Source organism: Bacillus sp. B1-WWTP-T-0.5-Post-4, from assembly GCF_009183795.1.
Classification (GTDB): Bacteria; Bacillota; Bacilli; order Bacillales; family Bacillaceae_G; genus Bacillus_A; species Bacillus_A cereus.
Window position 1 is genome coordinate 235,374 of sequence record NZ_WEIJ01000005.1, and the last position, 19,258, is coordinate 254,631.

Consider the following 19,258-nt stretch of genomic DNA (forward strand, 5'->3'; position numbering starts at 1 on the left):
ATTGGAAAGCAGATAATGACGAATTCATTATCTGCTTTTTATTGTGTGAATAATTGTCGTTCTCTTTTTATTCTTATAGTTCTTAGTACGGTTCCAATTCCGAGAAATAAAACAGTAGCAGCGACCCCGCTAGTAGGATTTAACCAAAAATCACTACTGTTTGTAAGAGTAATAATCCCTGTTATTGTAACTAAAACAGTAGGAACAGCATCCTCGATCGTATGCATGATAATACATGGCCAGACGGATTTTGTAAGTCTATATATTTCAACATACATAATTGACCAACAAACCATAAGGATACAGCCAGATAGAAGCATATTTAATCTTGAGATAGATTCAAAATATTCATTTGAAGAGCCTCCTTTACTTTTATTTATCCTACTATTTATGGGCAGTAAAACGCCCATTGATTAAAGTCTTTAATTTTTACAATGTTTTTTAATAGATAAATTAAATAGGAGACAAATAGAAAGAAGTATCTTTTACATGCATCACTATACTATATGTGTATGTGTGTGATTTAGATGTTGCATATTCTTTTTAAATTAGAAAGATGAAAAGTAAGTTTTTTCGGAAAATTTAAATGGAAACTATTGACTTTATGATTGGATTTTTAATACAATGATACTTCGACTGAAAAATTAGAACGGACAGGAGGGAATCGTCGAAATGAGCAACATATTTGAAGATGAGTTACAAAAAATGAAGGATACTTTACATACGATGGATGAGCAATTGGATAGGCTTGAAAAAATCCCGGTTTATTATGGAGAAGATTTTAAAGAGCAAATTCTTGAAAGTATGAGGGAGTCTAATAGACAAAACTTACGTATTGGTGTGCAAGAGCCGTACTTTGGAAGGTTAGATTTTCAGGAAGATGGAAAAGAAGAAGTTATGCCGATTTATATCGGAAAAGTAGGGGTTTCGGATATGGACACGATGAAGCCAATCATTATTGATTGGCGAGCGCCTGTCGCAAGTATGTTTTATTCATTTACCGGTGGAGAAGAATTAGCATTTTATCAATCACCAGATGGGTTAGTAGAAGGTGATGTGTATTTAAAACGAAACATTTCCATTCGAAAAAGAGAACTTGAACGTGTTGTTGATACATATGTAAAAGGAAATGAAGATGTATCACATGCCGATGATTTTCTTCTATATCGATTAGGTGAGAATAAAGATAATAAGCTAAAGGATATTGTTTCAACGATTCAATCGGAACAAAATGATATTATTCGAGCGGAAAGAAATTTACCATTACTTATTCAAGGGGTTGCAGGGAGTGGAAAGACAACAATTGCTTTACATCGCCTTGCTTTTTTAATTTATGAATATCGTGAACAACTAGAAGCAGAAAGAATGATCGTATTTGCACCGAATAGTCTGTTTTTAGACTATATTTCGAGTGTACTTCCTGAATTAGGTGTAGGGAATATTAGTCAAACAACGTTTCCAGATTGGGCATTACGTACGTTAGATGATTCAGTGAAACTAAAGCAGACAGAAAAAAAATTGAAAGAAGCATTTTCAATTAATCGTGATGAAAAGAAGGTAATGCTAGGTAAATTAAAGGGTACGTTGGAATTTAAGACGTTTATTGAAGAGAGAATGATCCAATTTGAAAATGAGTTAGTTCCGACAAAAGATTTTGAGGCGTGGGATAGAGCGATTATTCCATTAGAAAATGTTAAAAAATGGATGAGAGTTGAATATAAACATTATCCTTTACAGAAAAGAAGAGAACGATTAGTAGGACGAATGAAGCGCTGGATTGAAATTGAACTTAAAAAATTCGGGGAAACAAACGAGAAAAAATTACTAAAAAAAGAAGCGACTAAGAGACTGAACGCATATATGAAGTTTTGGCCGAAAATGAGTGCTCTTTCACTGTATAGTTCAATAGTAAAAAGTAAAGAAATACTTGAGGTATTACCTGAAGAACTTGTTAAAGAAACAGAAAAGAGTTGTCGTAAAAAAGAAGTGTGTGTAGAAGATTTACCAGCTTTAATATACATACATCATCGTATAACAGGGATCGAAATCGGGCAGAAGTTTCATCACGTTGTTATTGATGAAGCGCAAGATTTTTCGCCTTTCCAAGTTTATGTATTAAAAGAAATTACATTAGGTAATTCTTTCACTATATTAGGTGATTTATCGCAAGCGATTTATGATTACCAAGGAATTGAAGATTGGAATGCTTTTAAGGAAGTATTCCAAGAAACCGGTTATTATGAATTGACAAGAAGTTATCGTTCTACAAAAGAAATTATTGAATTTGCAAATGAAATAATTAAAAATGCAGAAATCCCAGTAGGACTCGCAACACCAGTCTTCCGCAGTGGAGAAGATGTGAAAGTAATTCATGCAGAAAATCAATTTACTGAAATTGTGAAGACGGTAAAACATTTGCAAAATGCAGATGTGAAAACAATTGCGGTAATCGGAAGAACAGAAGATGAATGCCGTGATATATATGTGAAATTAACAAATGCAGGATTAACGGTAAACGTAATTGAAGCAAACCAAAGTAAATATGAAGGTGGTATATCAGTAGTACCTGTCTATTTAGCGAAAGGTTTAGAATTTGATGCGGTGCTTTTAATTGATGTGGATGAAGAACATTACAAAAACACAAAACATGATGCAAAGTTACTATATGTCGGATGTACGAGATCACTTCATGACTTATGGATTTTCCATGGTGGGGAAGCGTCACCTTTAATTAAAGGATTAAAATAAAGTAAAACTATAATCAGTGGGAAGTTTTACTGCAAGCTAATGTGGGATAAATATAAAAAGAGGATTTTCTAGTACTGTATGAAGATCCTCTTTTTTATATTAAAATGGTAGACGTGTAAAATGACAATAAAGTTATTTAATTTTCGATTCTGTAGTGCTTTAAGAAAAAAATGTACTTTTTAATAGACTACATGCTGCTAATTTAAGTCTTTAATTTATAGCTGTAGAAATAAATAATAATGAATAAAGATAATGATTAATATATAATTTAATGAGAACAAATGTACATTTATTTTTAAATGTGAGTTCTAAAAAATAAAAGCCTTTTCTCAATATCGAGAAAGTAGGTTCTTTAGCATACACTTTATTTTTCACATTCACAATCATCTAAATAATATACAACAAATATTTCCCGATCTTCGTCTATTTCTGATGCACATCTTTTTAATGGTCTCGCCTGTAGAGAAGGATTAAAAATTAAAAGATGAGGTAGTAAGTCAGAAGTACTTTCTTTCTCAAGAACATGAAGCACCTCTCTTTGCGATGGTTCATCTTCATATTTTCGGTATTCAACACATCTAAAGTTGTATTTCTTTGATTGAGTTAGGTAAGTTGTTTCTTCCTTCAACTTTTTAAGTTTAATTCTCACTACATCATCAACCCAAGAGCCTATATTCTCGTAAACTACACCATTACTTACAATGTAATCAGTTATTAATCTCGCAGATATCTCTTCATTTTTTAAGTTTTTACGTGAAAATAATACTTCTTTCGTTTCAGTAATATATTCGATGGTATTCATTTTTGCATTAGCCTCCTTCACTTAGTTTAAAATTAGCTTATACTATAAATAAGACAGATTTTGTCATATTTTATGAAAAAGGTGATTAAATGTCTAAAACTAAACGCATCATTAGAATCATGCTGGCATTAAACAATAATAATTCCATTACTGCAAAGGAACTTGCTAAATCCGAAGGAGTCTCAGAGAGAACAATCCTCCGAGATATACAGGAGCTAAGTGAAATTTACTTTCCAGTCTATTCAGAAAGAGGTAGAAATGGAGGATTTAGTACACTAAAAAATAAAATGATCCCTCCTATTTGGTTTAGTGAGGATGAAATAATAGCTTTATTTTTTGCAATAGATGCCATGCAATATGTTGGCGCCACTCCTTTTTCTACTTCATATAATGTAATTTTAAATAAATTGTTCAATATGATTCCTCAGGAAACTTCCGATGCAATTGAGAATACTAGAGACAAAATCTTGATGTGGCAACCAAATATTAAAGTAGATAAAAGGGTCCTAAGAAACCTTTATGATGCATCTGTAGAAGAGAAAACTGTTAATATCTTATATGAAACAACTGAAGATGAAATCTATAGAGAGATAGAACCTATGGGCTTATACGTATATAACGGGTATTGGTATTGTCCCGCTTACTGTAGAATGAGAAGAGGCATAAGGCTTTTCAGAGTAGATCGAATAAAAAAAACAATTATTAATTCTACTTCTCATTCCACTAATGTCCATTCGAATGTTAAAGAATGGCTGTATTCTGAGTGTGAATCTAATCTCATAAAGCTCGAAGTGAGTTTAAGCAAAGAAGGAAAAAGAAAAGCTGAGAGCATATCATGGTTAAGAGATAATATGGAATACAATTCAGATGGAACCGCGAAAATAACAAAGAATATTAACCCTTCAGAAGAGTGGTTTTATGTTGAACTACTTTGGAATATTGGACAAGAAGCAGAAATAATAGAACCTGATTGTATAAAAAATAAGCTTATTGAAAGGGCAAAATCAGTGATAACGAAATATAATGACTTTTAGCTTAATTTACATTTAATTTTATACTACTAGAAAGGATCACTGCATAGATAATTGTTCCTTTATTCAACTAAAGGGTGCGATTGTGGCATAAAATAGATAAAAAATAATCAAACTTTATTTCAAATCCACAACGGATGATGGTCCTATTATCAACGAATGGTATCTATCTTCCTAAGTCTAGTAAAACGCCATAATCCCCTACTCGTGGTTTAGAAAGTAGGGGGGTATTTTTTGTAAAAGATTTATCCTTTTTATCAAAGCACTACACTACATTTGAATAATGTTCAATTTTAAACGAATAAAGCCATTAATATTAAATCTTGATAGCCACCATCCAATTTTACACCCTTTGCTTTTCTACCCTCTTCAAAGAAGCCTAGATTCTTATATAACTGGATTGCACCTAGATTATCTTCCATTACCTCAAGACAAACTTTTTCAATCTTACTGTTATTTTTAGCCCAATTGATTAACGTTTCTAGAAGAGCTCTTCCAATACCATAATTTCGATATTCGGGTAGTATGGTCATCGCAAAAGCCCCTTGATGACTAATTTTTTCTTTGTTTCCGTTCTTAAAATCTATTGTACCGACTAACTTACCATCAACTTCAGCAATAAACTGTACATAATTTGGATTTTCATGATAAGCTTTTAACGTTTTTTGAATAGCATCGATACGCACCTTTTTTACATCCTCAACCGTACTTAGCATGTATGGAGCGTTTATTAAAGCTTTTGAAGCAGAATCTAGTATTCTTTCTGCATCCCGTTCTTTAGCTTCTCTAATTATTATTGTTTTTCCATCCTTAGATTTATAAGTAAAAACATTAGTTGATAAGATACTACACACACCCTTTCGGAATATAATTAGTTGAATTTTTTAACTATCGTGCAATTATTAAGTAAGAAAAAGTCGTATCACCTTTTTCTGCAATCGCTCTACTTCAACTTAATGACGATTATTTCAAATATTTTTAATTTTTACAAGGATTTATTCCGTTATATAGCCCGATTGTTGAATAACATGACTGGCGTTTTTTAAACAACTTTATTATCTCTGTACACGATGAATTAACGACTTGAGCTGTTGTTTAAATGATATACGATGCTTTTTTCTAATTCCTTAGTTTGTTCTTTTTCCCATATACGAACAGCATCTACTGGAATTTGTGTATGTTTTAACCAATCTAGAATAAGGTGTAGTTGTTCTTGTATTTGCCCAATGTTTTGCTCCTTTATGTTCTTATTCTGAATTCTATCAATTAATTGCAGCATATAGGGAAGTTTTTCTATACATTCGCCTAAATCCCCGCAATAACCTGACGGTAATTCATGTGTACCAAAATCTAAAGTATTGATGTAATTAGAAACTAGGTATATCATGGCTTCTTGTTCGGTATCACCACCTAATTCAATCGCTTTTCGAAGGGATTTTTCTAAATCGTCTTCTTTATTGCTAGAGTCCATATAAATTCCTATCCATCTAAAAGGTCTTGAATCAAATGGGGTGTTTTCTGTCCATCTATATAGAATGTCAATTAGAAAACTATTTAGTGAGAAAGTTAACACCTCATCTTTTTCGTTTGATGCATCTAAAATAGTAAACAGTGAAATGGCAAACTCCTCTTGATCTTTTGATTCCCATTTCTTTGCATTTGTAATAAATGTCTCTAAATGTTTATAAGCTAATTTTCGAAGTCCCGCTTCGCGATGCTGACAGTAACAAATAAAATCATGCCAATGCTCAGTTGTATTCATATGTATAATAATAGTTTGTAATGCAGTGAGAGTTTTATCCATTATAAGTCCCCAATCTATTAAGCACGTGTTGAAAATTTAGTGTTATTATATCATTACATAAATTAAAGTGGGAAGAATTTAAGGTGGATTTTATTGGTCACGGGATCCAATCGATTGGTAATGTAGCGGTTCTAACAGGACTCATTATTGACTTTGAAGATGAAACGTAAAAAGTTATTATGTTTATCTGAATATTGAAGGAATACAAGAATTTTATTTATTTAATTTTTAGAAAAAATAGACTACAACATTAATAAATGGTATAATTTCCTTGTTATTGGAATTAAAAAGAAAATATTTGAAGAAAAAGGATAGGGTTGGTTTTAATGGGGGATTCTGATCACAAAGAAACAAAGGCAATATTAAAGTTATGGTTTATTTATATACCACTTGCATTTGGAGAATTTGTCTTTTCGAATATCATAGATTATTTAAAAAAATAAAGATTTTGCATTTGAAAAACAATTAACCTAATTTAATTGTTTTTTTATTTTTCTCTAATAAACCAAACAAAAATAAAGATTTTGAACAAGATGAAGTTAATGAAGGAAGTAACGTTGATTAGGTGCTGAAAACGGTGTGAAATCAACAGTGCCTAAAGAATAAAACAGGAATCATTCAACCATGATAATTTTCCGTTTTATTAGCTTCCTATAGTGAGATGTTATGTTCACATCATATGTATACGATAGTTGTCACTTAATATAGCATTACTGCAACTTCAAAATTAGTAGTTAAGGTTGCTATCTTTTAAAGTGTTATATATATAACTTAGCTAAAAAAGTACAAATCATATAATTTGCGCTTTTCATTATCCGTTTTTCGGTAAAAAATATAGTTTTTGTCACATTAATACTGTACGATACATAGTATAAAACACATACTGTATGACATATAGTAATGGAAATGAGGTGAGTAAATGGATACTTTATTAAACTCGTTAATTACTGAGTTAAGAAGAGGGACATTAACGTTAGCCGTTTTAAGTCAATTAAGAACGCCGCAGTACGGATATTCACTTGTCCAGTTATTGGAGCAATCAGGGATTACAATTGATCAAAGTACTTTATATCCGCTACTTCGCCGATTAGAAAAACAGGAATTAGTGACGAGTAGTTGGGATAAAACGGAGAGTAGACCTCGTAAGTATTATGTTTTAAGTGATTATGGATTAGAAATATTTTTGCAGTTGAAAAAAGAATGGATAAAGGATTCGAAAGAACTTTATAACTTATTAAAGGAGGAAGAGAATGAATTTAATTGATCTCTATATCCAAGAGGTTGCGAAGAGATTACCTGAAAAAAATAGTGAAGATATTACACTTGAACTAAGGTCAACTATAGAGGATATGTTACCTGAAGATTATAGTGAGGAGGATGTAAAGAGCGTTCTCAAAAAATTGGGGAGTCCGGTTTCATTGGCTAATGGTTATTTGGATAGACCGATGCATTTAATTGGACCACGTTATTTTGATGTATATACAACGTTGTTAAAAATGATTATACCAATCGCAGCTGTCATTGCACTCATATCAGTGGTTGCAGAAAATTTTATAGGCTATAGTGGTGATCAAGCGATATTAAATGTTATTTTGCAATTGATAGGTAAAGGCATTGGGGAAATTTTTGAAGTGGGCCTCCATGTATTTTTCTGGTTGACACTTGTGTTTGTTATTTTAGAAAGAACAGATAAAGACAAAGGTATCGAGCCGTTGACGACAAGTTTAAAAAAATGGACACCAGATGATTTGAAAAACATCTCGTATATCCCAAAGAAAAAAGCAATCTCGAAGTTTGAAGTTTTTGCAGGTTTAATGTGGACAGCAGTTTGGGCTACACTTTACTTTTATGCGAATCATCTTGTTGGCGTATATAACGGTACGGCAAATGGACTGAAGTTTGTTTCGCCAACTTTTAATCAAGATGTTTTATTGCAGTACTGGCCAATCGTTATAATTATGATCGTTTTTGAAATATGTATATCCCTTTATAAATTGGTGCAGGGACAATGGACTCAAAGATTGGCGATTGGGAATGCTATTCTTCAAATAGCTGGGACGATAGTATTCATTGTAATTGTAGTAAATCCACATGTATTTAACGCAGGGTTTATTACGTATTTGGCAAATGCATTTACTATTTCCCCAGAGGGATTTAAAACGTGGCTCATTGGGGGAGGAATTTTCTTCTACACATTATCTGCTGCAATAAATATATTTGATGGTTTCCGAAAAGCTAGTATTCGTATGTAGATAAAAATCGGAAATTTCGATAAAATAAAACTATTAAAAAGATAGTGAAATAAGATGAACATGATGAAAGGAAGAAAACAATGATAAGGGAAGCAACGAAAAGAGATTTAGCATACATTTTAGATATTTATAACGATGCGATACTTTATACAACAGCTGTATATGCGTATAAACCTGTAACCCTTGAAAATAGAATAGATTGGTATGAACAAAAAAAGGCTGACGGTTATCCCATTTTCGTATACGAATTAGATAATAAAGTAGTAGGATTTGCGACATTTGGACCATTTAGAGCCTGGCCTGCTTATAAATATTCAATTGAGCATTCGGTGTATGTTGATAAGGATTATAGAAAAAATGGGATTGGGACGTCTTTAATGAAAACATTAATCGAAATTGCAAAGGAAAGAGAGTATATGACCTTAATTGCTGGAATTGATGCAGAGAATGAGAAAAGTATTGCCTTGCATCAAAACTATGGATTTGTTCATGCAGGAACAATAAAAAAAGCTGGTTATAAGTTTAATAAATGGCTAGATTTAGCTTTTTATCAGCTGGAACTTAACGGTCCTGAAAATCCTATAGAAGAATAAATATTTTTCGGTAGCAAGAAAAAACTCATGCTACCTTTTTCTTATTTAAATAGCTGATATGAGCTGCCGAAAAGTTTTTTATATTCGATATTGAATTTATTGGTATAATAGGAATGTTTAACGAATTTCCGCTTCTTTATGTGATGGGGGGAAAAGATTTACCGAATCGACGTGAAAATAAAGAGGTAGATGAAGCTTTTGCAGCAGTTTTAAAGTACATATACAAAGAATATAGTGAAAGCATGCTAGGAGTGAGCGATTGAAAAGAAACTTAAAGACTTCAACAATCATTATTTTAATTTTAACGATTATTGTTCTTGAAGTTGGAATCGCACTATATGATCACAATTTGTCATTAGATACAATTTACTTTGCAGCGATCCTTATTTGTATTGTATTGCTTTTTGGCACACGTGTTTCTGAAGAGAAAGAAAGTACATCGAAACGAGGACGAAGAAAAATAGCTGTTATATTTTGGCCATCTATTTTATTGTCTATCGCTTGTTTTGCAGTTATAAGTTACATAAGGGTAGGCTATGTCTCTGTACCAGGGATAATTGGCTTTTCATGCTTTGTTACATATGGTGGATTCGTTTTGATTAGTATTTTAAAGGGGAAAAACAAAATGTAGCTTACTAAGTTGAAAGGAAGCAATGTATATGAAACATATAGAGAACGGTACACGTATTGAAGGAGAATACATTAAAAATAAAGTTATTCAATATAATATGTCCATCTTAACAGATGAAGTAAAACAGCCGATGGAAGAAGTAAGCCTCGTAGTAAAAAATGAAGAAGGAAAAATATTTGGTGGTGTAACAGGTACGATGTATTTTTATCATCTTCATATCGACTTTTTATGGATTGATAAATCAGTTCGTCATGACGGTTATGGTAGCCAACTTTTACATAAAATTGAAGAAATTGCGAAGGAAAAAGAGTGCAGATTAATATTGCTAGATTCATTTAGTTTTCAAGCGCCAGAATTTTATAAAAAGCACGGTTACAGGGAGTATGGTGTCGTTGAAGATCATCCGAAAGGTCATAGTCAGCACTTTTTTGAAAAGAGATTATAATAGTATTATGTATACTGGCTGATGGGAGAAAGCATATGTACACGTATAAATTGCAACAAGAACAACCAATCTGTGCAGAAAAAATAAAGAAGCTTTATGATTCTGTCGGTTGGTGGCCAGAAAGAAAAGAAGTCGATATTGAAAAAATGTTAAAGAATAGTATAGGCATTGGAGTATGGGAAGAAAATGAATTAGTTGGATTTGCTAGAGTCGTTTCTGATGGTGCTTTTCGAGCATACATTGAAGATGTTGTCGTACATGAGAGTGTAAGAAATAAAGGTATTGGAGAGAAAATGCTTACAATATTACTTCGAGAAATATCTCATATTGATATTGTTAGTCTATTTTGCGGTGAGAAGCTAATAAAGTTTTACGGTGAGCAGCAATTTCAAGCAACGAAGCAAATTGTGATGCATCGTAATCAAACAGGGAAAGAATAAGAGGTGCCAATTAAAATGAATGCAACAAGAGCGTACTGTTTATCGAAAAGAAAAGCGACAGAAGATTCTCCAGATGGCTGGAGTGCAACATGTATGAGGCTTAATAATAAAATATTTGCGATAGTAAATCATGAAGAAGGCGAAAAAGCTGCGATTACATTGAAGTGTGATCCAGAAGTCGCATTAAGAATAAGAGAAGATTATCCAGAAACAATTATTCCAGGGTATCATATGAATAAAAAACATTGGAATACCGTTTATATTCATAAGGGTATAGAGCAGGAGCAAATTAATAAAATGATTGATTGGTCGTATGATCTAGTACTACAATCATTTTCAAAGAAAAAGCAGCAGGAGTTAATGGATTAATATGTATTAGGAGTGTGTGTAATGAAAGATTCGATTAAAGATACGTATGATAAATTAGCGAGTACATATAAAGAAAATCTAGATTTTGCAAATCCATATAACAGTTATTATGAAAGACCGGCGATGATGGAGCTTATTCCAAGGGAACTAGAAGGAAAAAAGATATTAGATGCTGGATGTGCAGCTGGATGGTATACTTCTCAATTCATAGGAAGAGGAGCAAATGTTACAGCAATTGATGTAAGTCCTGAAATGGTAAAAGCAGCAAAAGAAAATATAGGAGAAGAAGCAACGTTCCTTTGTCATGATCTGCAAGAAACATTGCCATTTGAAGATAATACGTATGATGTGATTGTAAGTTCGTTAACTCTTCATTACTTAGAAAATTGGAATCAAGTATTTCAAGAATTTCGTCGTGTATTGAAGCCAGGTGGGGAACTTATTTATTCTATTCATCATCCTTTTATGGATTTCACAAAGTTTCCATGTGAAAATTATTTTGAAAAACAGTTATTAATAGATACTTGGGTTAAACCGAATATTACTATTGAAGTCAAGTTTTTTAGAAGATCATTACAAGACATACTAAATGAAACTACAAATTATTTTGTATTAGAAGAGATAGTAGAACCGAAGGCAATTGAAAAAATGAAAGAAGTAGACGAGAAATCATATTATTATCTAAATACGAATCCACATTTTCTTATCATTAAAGCAACTAATAAATAGCTAGTAAAATAACTTTGTTTTACTAGCTATTTACAGTTTTACATTACATATTAGGGGACTTTAAAATGAATACGAAACGAAATAGAGTAGTATATGCACTATTTACTATAGTTATTATTATTTTAGGTCTTAGCTCAAGAAAGTTTGCTTTTGCACTACCACATCTATTAAATGATTATTTAGGTGATGCTTTATGGGCATTAATGATTTTTACTGGCTTTGGATTTTTGTTTCCTAAAACAGAGACGAAGAAGTTGGCTTTTATTAGTTTAATGTTTTGCTATGGGATTGAAGTGAGCCAATTGTATCATGCGAAGTGGATAGATAGCATTCGTGCAACGACTTTAGGCGGACTCGTATTGGGATACGGTTTTTTGTGGAGTGATTTAGTGGCTTATACAATTGGTGTTGGAGTGGGAATACTTTGTGAGTTTATGTTACGGAGGAAATAATCGATTTTAAAAAGGAGCCCTTTATGAAAAAAATAATATTAATTGGTTCTGGCGGTTCAGGAAAATCCACATTAGCAAGGCAGTTAGGAAATAAATTAAATATTAAGGTGCATCATCTTGATGCATTATTTTGGAAACCGAATTGGGAAGGTGTTCCGAGAGAAGAACAAATAGCAGTTCAAAATAACTTAATTAAAGATGAGAAGTGGATTATTGATGGGAATTATGGCGGGACGATGGGTATCAGACTGAATGCAGCTGATACAATTATCTTCCTTGATATGCATAGAACAATTTGTATTTATCGTGCTTTTAAAAGAATTGTAAAATACCGGAATAAAACAAGACCAGATATGGGCGCGGGATGTGAAGAAAGATTTGATTTGCAATTCTTTAAATGGATATGGGAATATCCTAATACTAAACGACCTACAATTTTAAAAGGGTTAGAGCAATTGTCCGAAGAGAAAAAGGTTATTGTTTTAAAATCTCCAAATGAGGTTCGGAAATTTTTAGAGCACATATAATTATAGACTGTAACACAAAAATTCTTTGTGAATCTTACCGATTAGTTTAATAAAACTAATCGTTTTTTATTATGAAAAATTTAACGCTTTTTGAAAATTGTATTTTGTAATGAGTATATGACTTTAAGTTCATATAAAATGAACGTTTGGAGGAATAGAAAATGACTAACGATTTAATTCAACTAATCGATTCATTAATGGTCAATATTCCAGCTGGAGAGGTAGTATTAAGAGATGATCGAATAAAAAAAGAATGGCTAGTACAAATTCAACCATTTCTTCTTGCAAAGTATGCTGTAACAATGGAACTATATGATGCTATTACAAATAGTACATTAAATAATTTTGATAAAAATCATAAACCAGTTGTCAATATTTCATGGAACGATGCCATTGCGTTTTGTAATGTACTTTCAAAAAAAGCGGGATTAAAAGAATATTATTCTATTAGTGATGGTAGTCAAATTGTGAAATGTAATTTAGATTCAAATGGCTACCGATTACCATCTGAGGCAGAGTGGCAATATGCATGTAAAGCAAGTACAACCGGATATACATACGGGAAACTCCATGATATAGCGTGGTATAATGAAAATTCAAATGGAGAGATTCATGAAGTTGGCCAAAAAGAACCGAATGCATGGGGGCTTTATGATATGCTAGGGAACGTTTGGGAATGGTGTTATGATTTGTATGATGAAACAGTGTACGGATCATACCGCATTTTTCGTGGTGGTAGTTGGGCTGAAACAGCGAGAGGATGCGGCGCTACTTGTCGTCGTCGAAGCCATCCTACATTTCATATAGATGATCTCGGTTTTAGACTTGCTAGGTCAATTTAGTAGGAACATGTTACGAACAGCTAGGAAAAGAGTATGGAGAGAATCCGTACTCTTGCCAACATAGAAACGATTTAACGTAAGGAGTGTTTATTATGGCGCGTGTTTTATTTATTAACGCTGGATCAGAAGGACATATAAATCCAACTTTACAAGTTGTAGAAGAATTGATTTCTCGTGGTGAAGAGGTCGTTTATTTTTCAATAGAAGCTTTCAGGGAGCGGATTGAGAAGACAGGTGCTACTGTACGAACGATTGATGATCAAAAATTTATAAAAGCGTTTCTATCTGGAGGCAGAAATTATTTACAGGAGAGAATAAATGGCCTTCTACATACAGCGGATATTGTCATACCTAGCGTTCTAGAAAAAATTGAAGGTGAACATTTTGATTACATAATTCATGATTCTATGTTTGGCTGTGGCCATTTAATTGCTCAAATCCTTAAACTTCCAGCCATAAATTCATGCACATCTTTTGCGCAGGATGAAAAATCCTTTGAGCAAATGTTAGGTCATCTATCAAAAAATATCCCAGTAGAAATTTATGATAAAATACAGAATGATTTTCAAAACTTAACGAAGGGAATTGCTGAAAAATATGGTGTTGAAATAAAATCATCGTATGAAGTTTTCTGTAATCCTGCACCCCTTACTATTGTATATACAATTAAGGAGTTCCAGCCTTTTGGTGATACGTTTGATGAAACATATAAATTTGTAGGACCATCTATCTCTGCACAAATGAAAAACAGAGACGTTGATTTTACTTCAATTGAAGAAAAAAGTCCGATTTATATTTCATTAGGTACTGTTTTTAATGAAGCGATTGACTTTTATAAACTGTGTATGAAGGCCTTTGAGAATAGTGAGCATACAATTGTTATGTCTATTGGTAGTAAAACAAAAATAAGTGATCTAGGCGAAATTCCTAAAAACTTCATTGTGAAAAACTATGTACCCCAAACTGAGCTGCTTACATATACGAAACTATTTATTACACACGGCGGGATGAACAGTGCGCATGAAGGACTGTATAACGGGATTCCGCTCGTTGTAATACCGCAAAGTGCAGATCAGCCAGTAGTCGCAAAGCAAGTGGAGAGTCTTGGAGCAGGAATAAAATTACAAATGCAAGGATTAACTGCGGATCAACTAAGTGAAAGTGTAGAAATGGTATTAAATAATCCGTCATTTAAAGAAGTCGCTTTGAATTTGAAGAAATCTTTCCAAAAATCAGGTGGATATAAGGAAGCTGTTGATGAAATTTTTATATTTGTAGGTCAGTGAAAAAATGAAATTATACATTAGAAAAGCATCTAAATAGGATGCTTTTTATTTAACTTTATAATTCTTATTTTTAATATTTAGTATGGTTAAAACTAAGGCACTGAGAGATATAAGTATAAGAATAAAAGTTAACTAGTTAAATGTATTGTCAATTATGAAGTAAAGATGATAGATAAATATATTCAAATTTTATTTTAAAATGTTAGGACTTAGTTTTACATGTTAGTAATAATTTCACTGTTTCTGCACAACTTCTGCACATACTCAGGTAATTTCTATGTCATGATATATTCATAAAGTGAAATATTTCACAAGAAAAATATAATTTCACTGCGGTGTATGCATAATTAACACATACATCGGTACAAGTTTGTCTCTTGTTATTCTTTTACATCAAAGCCCACATTCCACTACAAAGTATAACAAGAAGGAGACATGAACATGAATAATCGATTTTTAAAACAACTACAAAATATGAAAATGAACAAAAAAAGTTTAGGAGCTGTAGCATTAACAGCTGGAATTATTAGTACGACACTTATTCCTCAAAATGCTTATGCGCACGGTTTTGTTGAAAAGCCTGGTAGCCGATCTGCTTTATGTAGTCCAACTTATGGTGCGCTAAATGTAAACTGTGGAAGTGTTATGTATGAACCACAAAGTTTAGAAGCTCCAAAAGGGTTCCCACAAGGTGGTCCAGTAGATGGACAAATTGCTTCAGCAGGCGGAAAATTTGGTGGTATTTTAGATCAACAAACAGCAAATCGTTGGTTTAAAAATACAATCACTGGTGGGGAAAATACATTTACTTGGAAGTATACTGCGCCTCACTTAACGAGTAAGTGGCATTACTATATTACTAAAAAAGGATGGAATCCAAATAAAGCGCTAACAAGAGCAGATTTTGAACCAATTGGAACAGTACAACATGATGGTTCTGCAGCTTCAAATAATTTAACTCATAAAATCAATGTACCTACTGATCGTAGTGGATATCATGTGATTTTAGCAGTATGGGATGTAGCTGATACAGCAAATGCATTCTATAATGTAATTGATGTTAATCTTATTAATGATGTGAAACCAGACATAGAAGCGCCAAGTATTCCAAATGGACTTCAGACGCAAAAAGTAACAGCGAATAGTGTAGAACTAACATGGAACGCTTCTACGGATAATGTAGGGGTAAAAGGATATCAAATCTTCCGTAACGGAGAGATGATTGATACAGTACTAGGCACTCATTTTATTGATAAGAAATTACAACCAAGTACAGAATACTCTTATACTGTAAAAGCAATTGACGCAGCTGGAAATGTATCGAAAGAAAGTGCAGCGCTTACAGTAAAAACGACAGTTGAGACTCCTGATACAGAAGCACCAACACAACCAAAAGGATTACATAGTATGGGAACGACAGCGTCAAGTGTGGATTTAATGTGGAGTCCATCTGACGATAATATTGGTGTAGACCATTATGATATTTATAGAGAAACAGAAGGGGCAATGAAAAAGATTGCAACATCCAATACAACTTCTTATTTGGATAAAAATCTGCTCGCTAATACTACTTATAAATATGTAGTGAAAGCTGTTGATGTAGCTGGAAATGAATCCGTACAGAGTAATATATTCACAATTACTACAAAAACTGAAAACGCTTCATATGAAGCGTGGGATGCAAAAAAAGCATATAAAAAGGGAGATAGAGTTCTGCACGAAGGAAAAGTATATGAAGCAGTCCAGAGTTATCAAGGAAATGGTGATCCAAACTGGATTTATGCATTATCATTATGGAAAACAGTGTAAGCTTTACTTAGGTATGAACTAAGAGATGATGGGCTTTGATGCAAAAGGGAATCTTGAGAATTCACTTTTCTATTAATAAAAAAAGGTAGTGTATGAATACATAAGATTCATACACTACCTTTTTATTATGATAATACTTTCGTCATAAGTATATGTGGAATGCCATCTTCCATAAATATATCAGAAGAAGTTTGATAACCTAGTTTTGTATAAAATCCTTCAGCTTGTGTTTGACCGTGTAGTTTTACTTTTGTAACTTGTTTGTTACGAGCAAGTTCTTCTAACGTTTGAATGATGACTTTACCTAATCCGTATGTACGATAATCTTTTAAAATACAAATACGTTCTAATTTTCCGACACCATCAACAAATCGTATACGCCCTGTGCCTACAGGAAGCTCATGATAATAAACTAAAATATGTTTACATTGCTCTCCGATTTCATCGAATGTATCAAATTCATCTGCAAGAGGGACACCTTGTTCTTTTACAAATACTTCTTTTCGAATATGAAAGGCAGTTTCTAAATCAGCAAGTTCTGTTATAAGTTTGGATTGCAAAATGTTCAGTCCTTTCTAATGTAATCAGCTTGTGTTTTCATAGTATATCATAATAAAGCGCTATAAAGAGAAGAACATACTAAAAAGCCAACTTTAAAAAGTTAGCTTTTATTACAATTCCTTTATCCCATTTTTAGCGCCGATAATTACTTTACTCGTCATACTTATAAATAACCCTGTTTCAACTACACCAGTAATCATTTTTAATTGAGTGTGTAAATGGGCAGGATTAGAAATATGATTAGGGAATATACAATCGATAATCATGTTATTGTTATCGGTTATATAGGTTTCATTGTTTTTCAAACGTAATGTTGTTTGACATCCTAAAGACTGAATTTTATTTTCGGTTTGTTTCCATGAAAAAGGGATGATTTCAATAGGTAATGGAAAAGTACCTAAATGTGTTACAAGTTTCGATTCATCAGCAATGATAATTAGTTTTTTAGAGGAAGAGGCAACGATTTTTTCACGAAGTAATGCACCGCCACCGCCTTTTATAAGTTGTAAATTTGAATCAATTTCATCCGCTCCATCAATTGTAAGATCAAGACTTTGTACGTCGTTTAACGAAATTAGGGGGATATTTAGTTGCTGTGCTAATGCTTCAGTTTCCTTTGATGTTGGTACAGCTTGAAATGATAATCCTTCTTTTACACGCTCACCTAATTTTTGTATTGTCCAATATACAGTAGAACCTGTACCAAGCCCAATTTTCATGCCATCGTTTACAAAGTTAGCAGCATATTCGCCAGCGAGCTGTTTTAAATTCATCGCTTTACTCCGCCGGACGTGGCCCAGCATCAAGACCTGAATTTTCAACTGTAAGTACCGGACGAACGACTATATCTTTATGTACACGCATTTGACAAGATAATCGTAAATGATCTTCAATTCCTTTTTCCGTCATTGCATGTTTCTCATTCGCACTCGCTTCACAGAAATCACCTGCTAGTATTTCTACTCTACAAGTTGTGCAACGTGCATTCCCGCCGCAACGATGAAGAATGTTGACACCGCTATCTTCAATTGCTAATACTAACTTTGTTCCTTCTTTCACATCAAAAGTTCCCGCACCTTCAATTGTTAATTTTGGCAAATTTGTTCCTCCTCACGTAAAATTGTACATAACATATTTATGACCGCGAATTATTGAACATAAACATTATTTTTTTATATCCCCGTAACTTTTTTAAATGTTGAATCGTTTATTAAGTAAGCGCTGAAAAGGAGTGGTTATTTTGTGCACAAAAGTAACTCATGTTTTAAAGAACCATATCGATATGAATCATTCAAATATAAACTTTTTAATTGAACAATATGGAGAGTTAAAAAGATACTGTACTTTTTTAACGAAAAACAAATGGGATGGGGAAGATCTCGCCCAAGAAACAGTGTGTAAAGTGCTTCAAAAATATAGAAATAAAGATATTTGTATGACACTCGTCTATAAAATAGCAAGAAATCGTTGGTTAGATCAGATGAAGTCTAAGTCTGTTCATGAAAAAATAAGAGAACAAATCACTTTTGAAGAACCACATGAGAACATTGCAGATTTGCATGAAATGGTAGGGAAAGTATTGTCTTCATTAAATGTACAGCAATCCGCAATTTTATTATTAAAAGATGTTTTTCAATATAGTATCGCTGATATTGCTAAAGTGTGTTTTGTATCAGAAGGTGCAGTAAAGGCTTCTTTATTTCGAAGTAGAAATAGGCTGAAAACTGTAAGTGAAGAAGGGATTGAGATAGTCGAATTCACAGAGGATATTGAAGTTGTTGTAACATCTATTCGTGAGGAAAGACCAGAATTGTTAACGAAACTTCTTCCGACAATAGATTTTACTAAGTTACCATCTAAACAGCCAGTGTTATTATTTAATGTGATAAACCCTTCTTCCTACAGTTGTATGCTTTGCGCAGCATAACAAGTATTGG

General features: G+C 32.7%; 22 protein-coding genes and 3 pseudogenes. 18 read left to right on the top strand and 7 right to left on the bottom strand.

Annotated features, from left to right (window positions below):
- Positions 1–38: 38 nt before the first annotated feature.
- Positions 39–353 (bottom strand): annotated as a pseudogene (locus GBN91_RS17830) (CPBP family intramembrane glutamate endopeptidase); the annotation flags it as partial.
- Positions 354–672: 319 nt separating this feature from the next.
- Here GBN91_RS17830 and GBN91_RS17835 point away from each other — a divergent pair.
- Positions 673–2,748 (top strand): HelD family protein, encoded by a 2,076-nt coding sequence (locus GBN91_RS17835; protein WP_152121885.1) that lies wholly within the window; start codon positions 673–675, stop codon positions 2,746–2,748.
- Between the two features lie 364 nt (positions 2,749–3,112).
- On the opposite strand, the gene GBN91_RS17840 is transcribed toward GBN91_RS17835, so the two are convergent.
- Entirely contained in the window at positions 3,113–3,550 is a 438-nt protein-coding gene (locus tag GBN91_RS17840; protein WP_006923929.1) for a hypothetical protein, read from the bottom strand.
- A gap of 89 nt (positions 3,551–3,639) precedes the next feature.
- Between GBN91_RS17840 and GBN91_RS17845 the strand changes: the two genes are divergently transcribed.
- Complete coding sequence (locus GBN91_RS17845) at positions 3,640–4,584, top strand: helix-turn-helix transcriptional regulator (protein ID WP_006923931.1); 945 nt, start codon at positions 3,640–3,642, stop codon at positions 4,582–4,584.
- A gap of 290 nt (positions 4,585–4,874) precedes the next feature.
- Here the strand turns inward: GBN91_RS17845 and GBN91_RS17850 are convergent, their stop codons facing one another.
- Together GBN91_RS17850 and GBN91_RS17855 are read right to left on the bottom strand one after the other, a co-directional pair.
- The gene (locus tag GBN91_RS17850; protein ID WP_193222119.1) at positions 4,875–5,435 is read right to left on the bottom strand and encodes a GNAT family N-acetyltransferase; all 561 of its coding nucleotides are present in this window, start codon (positions 5,433–5,435) and stop codon (positions 4,875–4,877) included.
- 221 nt (positions 5,436–5,656) lie between these two features.
- Entirely contained in the window at positions 5,657–6,385 is a 729-nt protein-coding gene (locus GBN91_RS17855; protein WP_152121887.1) for a hypothetical protein, read from the bottom strand.
- Positions 6,386–6,477: 92 nt separating this feature from the next.
- Here GBN91_RS17855 and GBN91_RS29720 point away from each other — a divergent pair.
- From GBN91_RS29720 to GBN91_RS17920, 15 genes and pseudogenes are all read left to right on the top strand, one after another.
- A pseudogene (locus tag GBN91_RS29720) lies at positions 6,478–6,552 on the top strand (DUF6944 family repetitive protein); the annotation flags it as partial.
- A gap of 752 nt (positions 6,553–7,304) precedes the next feature.
- Positions 7,305–7,649 (top strand): PadR family transcriptional regulator, encoded by a 345-nt coding sequence (locus GBN91_RS17860; RefSeq protein ID WP_000380294.1) that lies wholly within the window; start codon positions 7,305–7,307, stop codon positions 7,647–7,649.
- Positions 7,636–8,637, top strand: coding sequence for an HAAS signaling domain-containing protein (locus GBN91_RS17865; RefSeq protein ID WP_152121889.1), 1,002 nt, complete (start codon positions 7,636–7,638; stop codon positions 8,635–8,637). Before GBN91_RS17860 ends, GBN91_RS17865 begins: the two co-directional genes overlap by 14 nt.
- A gap of 80 nt (positions 8,638–8,717) precedes the next feature.
- Complete coding sequence (locus GBN91_RS17870) at positions 8,718–9,230, top strand: GNAT family N-acetyltransferase (protein ID WP_025709479.1); 513 nt, start codon at positions 8,718–8,720, stop codon at positions 9,228–9,230.
- Positions 9,231–9,328: 98 nt separating this feature from the next.
- Positions 9,329–9,493 (top strand): annotated as a pseudogene (locus tag GBN91_RS29275) (serine hydrolase); the annotation flags it as partial.
- Positions 9,490–9,861, top strand: a complete 372-nt coding sequence (locus GBN91_RS17875) for a hypothetical protein (protein ID WP_025709477.1) — start codon at positions 9,490–9,492, stop codon at positions 9,859–9,861. The pseudogene GBN91_RS29275 and the gene GBN91_RS17875, both read left to right, overlap by 4 nt.
- A 28-nt stretch (positions 9,862–9,889) precedes the next feature.
- On the top strand, positions 9,890–10,306 hold the full coding sequence (locus tag GBN91_RS17880; RefSeq protein WP_152121891.1) for a GNAT family N-acetyltransferase: 417 nt from the start codon (positions 9,890–9,892) through the stop codon (positions 10,304–10,306).
- A 35-nt stretch (positions 10,307–10,341) separates the two neighbouring features.
- The gene (locus GBN91_RS17885; RefSeq protein WP_025709475.1) at positions 10,342–10,746 is read left to right on the top strand and encodes a GNAT family N-acetyltransferase; all 405 of its coding nucleotides are present in this window, start codon (positions 10,342–10,344) and stop codon (positions 10,744–10,746) included.
- A 15-nt stretch (positions 10,747–10,761) separates the two neighbouring features.
- Positions 10,762–11,115, top strand: coding sequence for an MmcQ/YjbR family DNA-binding protein (locus GBN91_RS17890; protein WP_000994622.1), 354 nt, complete (start codon positions 10,762–10,764; stop codon positions 11,113–11,115).
- Between the two features lie 21 nt (positions 11,116–11,136).
- Complete coding sequence (locus GBN91_RS17895; protein ID WP_025709473.1) at positions 11,137–11,844, top strand: class I SAM-dependent methyltransferase; 708 nt, start codon at positions 11,137–11,139, stop codon at positions 11,842–11,844.
- Positions 11,845–11,909: 65 nt separating this feature from the next.
- Positions 11,910–12,296 carry a ribosomal maturation YjgA family protein gene (locus tag GBN91_RS17900; RefSeq protein WP_061113045.1) on the top strand — a complete coding sequence of 129 codons (387 nt, stop codon included), beginning with the start codon at positions 11,910–11,912 and terminating at the stop codon, positions 12,294–12,296.
- Positions 12,297–12,319: 23 nt separating this feature from the next.
- The gene (locus tag GBN91_RS17905; protein ID WP_016122657.1) at positions 12,320–12,823 is read left to right on the top strand and encodes a DNA topology modulation protein; all 504 of its coding nucleotides are present in this window, start codon (positions 12,320–12,322) and stop codon (positions 12,821–12,823) included.
- 161 nt (positions 12,824–12,984) lie between these two features.
- Complete coding sequence (locus tag GBN91_RS17910; RefSeq protein WP_000180347.1) at positions 12,985–13,665, top strand: formylglycine-generating enzyme family protein; 681 nt, start codon at positions 12,985–12,987, stop codon at positions 13,663–13,665.
- 92 nt (positions 13,666–13,757) lie between these two features.
- Positions 13,758–14,951, top strand: a complete 1,194-nt coding sequence (locus GBN91_RS17915; RefSeq protein ID WP_152121893.1) for a macrolide family glycosyltransferase — start codon at positions 13,758–13,760, stop codon at positions 14,949–14,951.
- A gap of 441 nt (positions 14,952–15,392) precedes the next feature.
- Entirely contained in the window at positions 15,393–16,760 is a 1,368-nt protein-coding gene (locus tag GBN91_RS17920; RefSeq protein ID WP_152121895.1) for a lytic polysaccharide monooxygenase, read from the top strand.
- Between the two features lie 125 nt (positions 16,761–16,885).
- Here the strand turns inward: GBN91_RS17920 and GBN91_RS17925 are convergent, their stop codons facing one another.
- The 3 genes from GBN91_RS17925 to GBN91_RS17935 all read right to left on the bottom strand — a co-directional run bounded on the left by GBN91_RS17925 (position 16,886) and on the right by GBN91_RS17935 (position 18,419).
- The gene (locus tag GBN91_RS17925; RefSeq protein WP_001190865.1) at positions 16,886–17,320 is read right to left on the bottom strand and encodes a GNAT family N-acetyltransferase; all 435 of its coding nucleotides are present in this window, start codon (positions 17,318–17,320) and stop codon (positions 16,886–16,888) included.
- 111 nt (positions 17,321–17,431) lie between these two features.
- Complete coding sequence (gene rpiA, locus GBN91_RS17930; RefSeq protein ID WP_001049991.1) at positions 17,432–18,094, bottom strand: ribose 5-phosphate isomerase A; 663 nt, start codon at positions 18,092–18,094, stop codon at positions 17,432–17,434.
- Between the two features lie 4 nt (positions 18,095–18,098).
- Complete coding sequence (locus tag GBN91_RS17935; RefSeq protein WP_001125388.1) at positions 18,099–18,419, bottom strand: 2Fe-2S iron-sulfur cluster-binding protein; 321 nt, start codon at positions 18,417–18,419, stop codon at positions 18,099–18,101.
- Between the two features lie 142 nt (positions 18,420–18,561).
- Between GBN91_RS17935 and GBN91_RS17940 the strand changes: the two genes are divergently transcribed.
- Entirely contained in the window at positions 18,562–19,248 is a 687-nt protein-coding gene (locus GBN91_RS17940) for an RNA polymerase subunit sigma-70 (RefSeq protein WP_152121897.1), read from the top strand.
- The last annotated feature ends 10 nt before the right edge of the window (positions 19,249–19,258 follow it).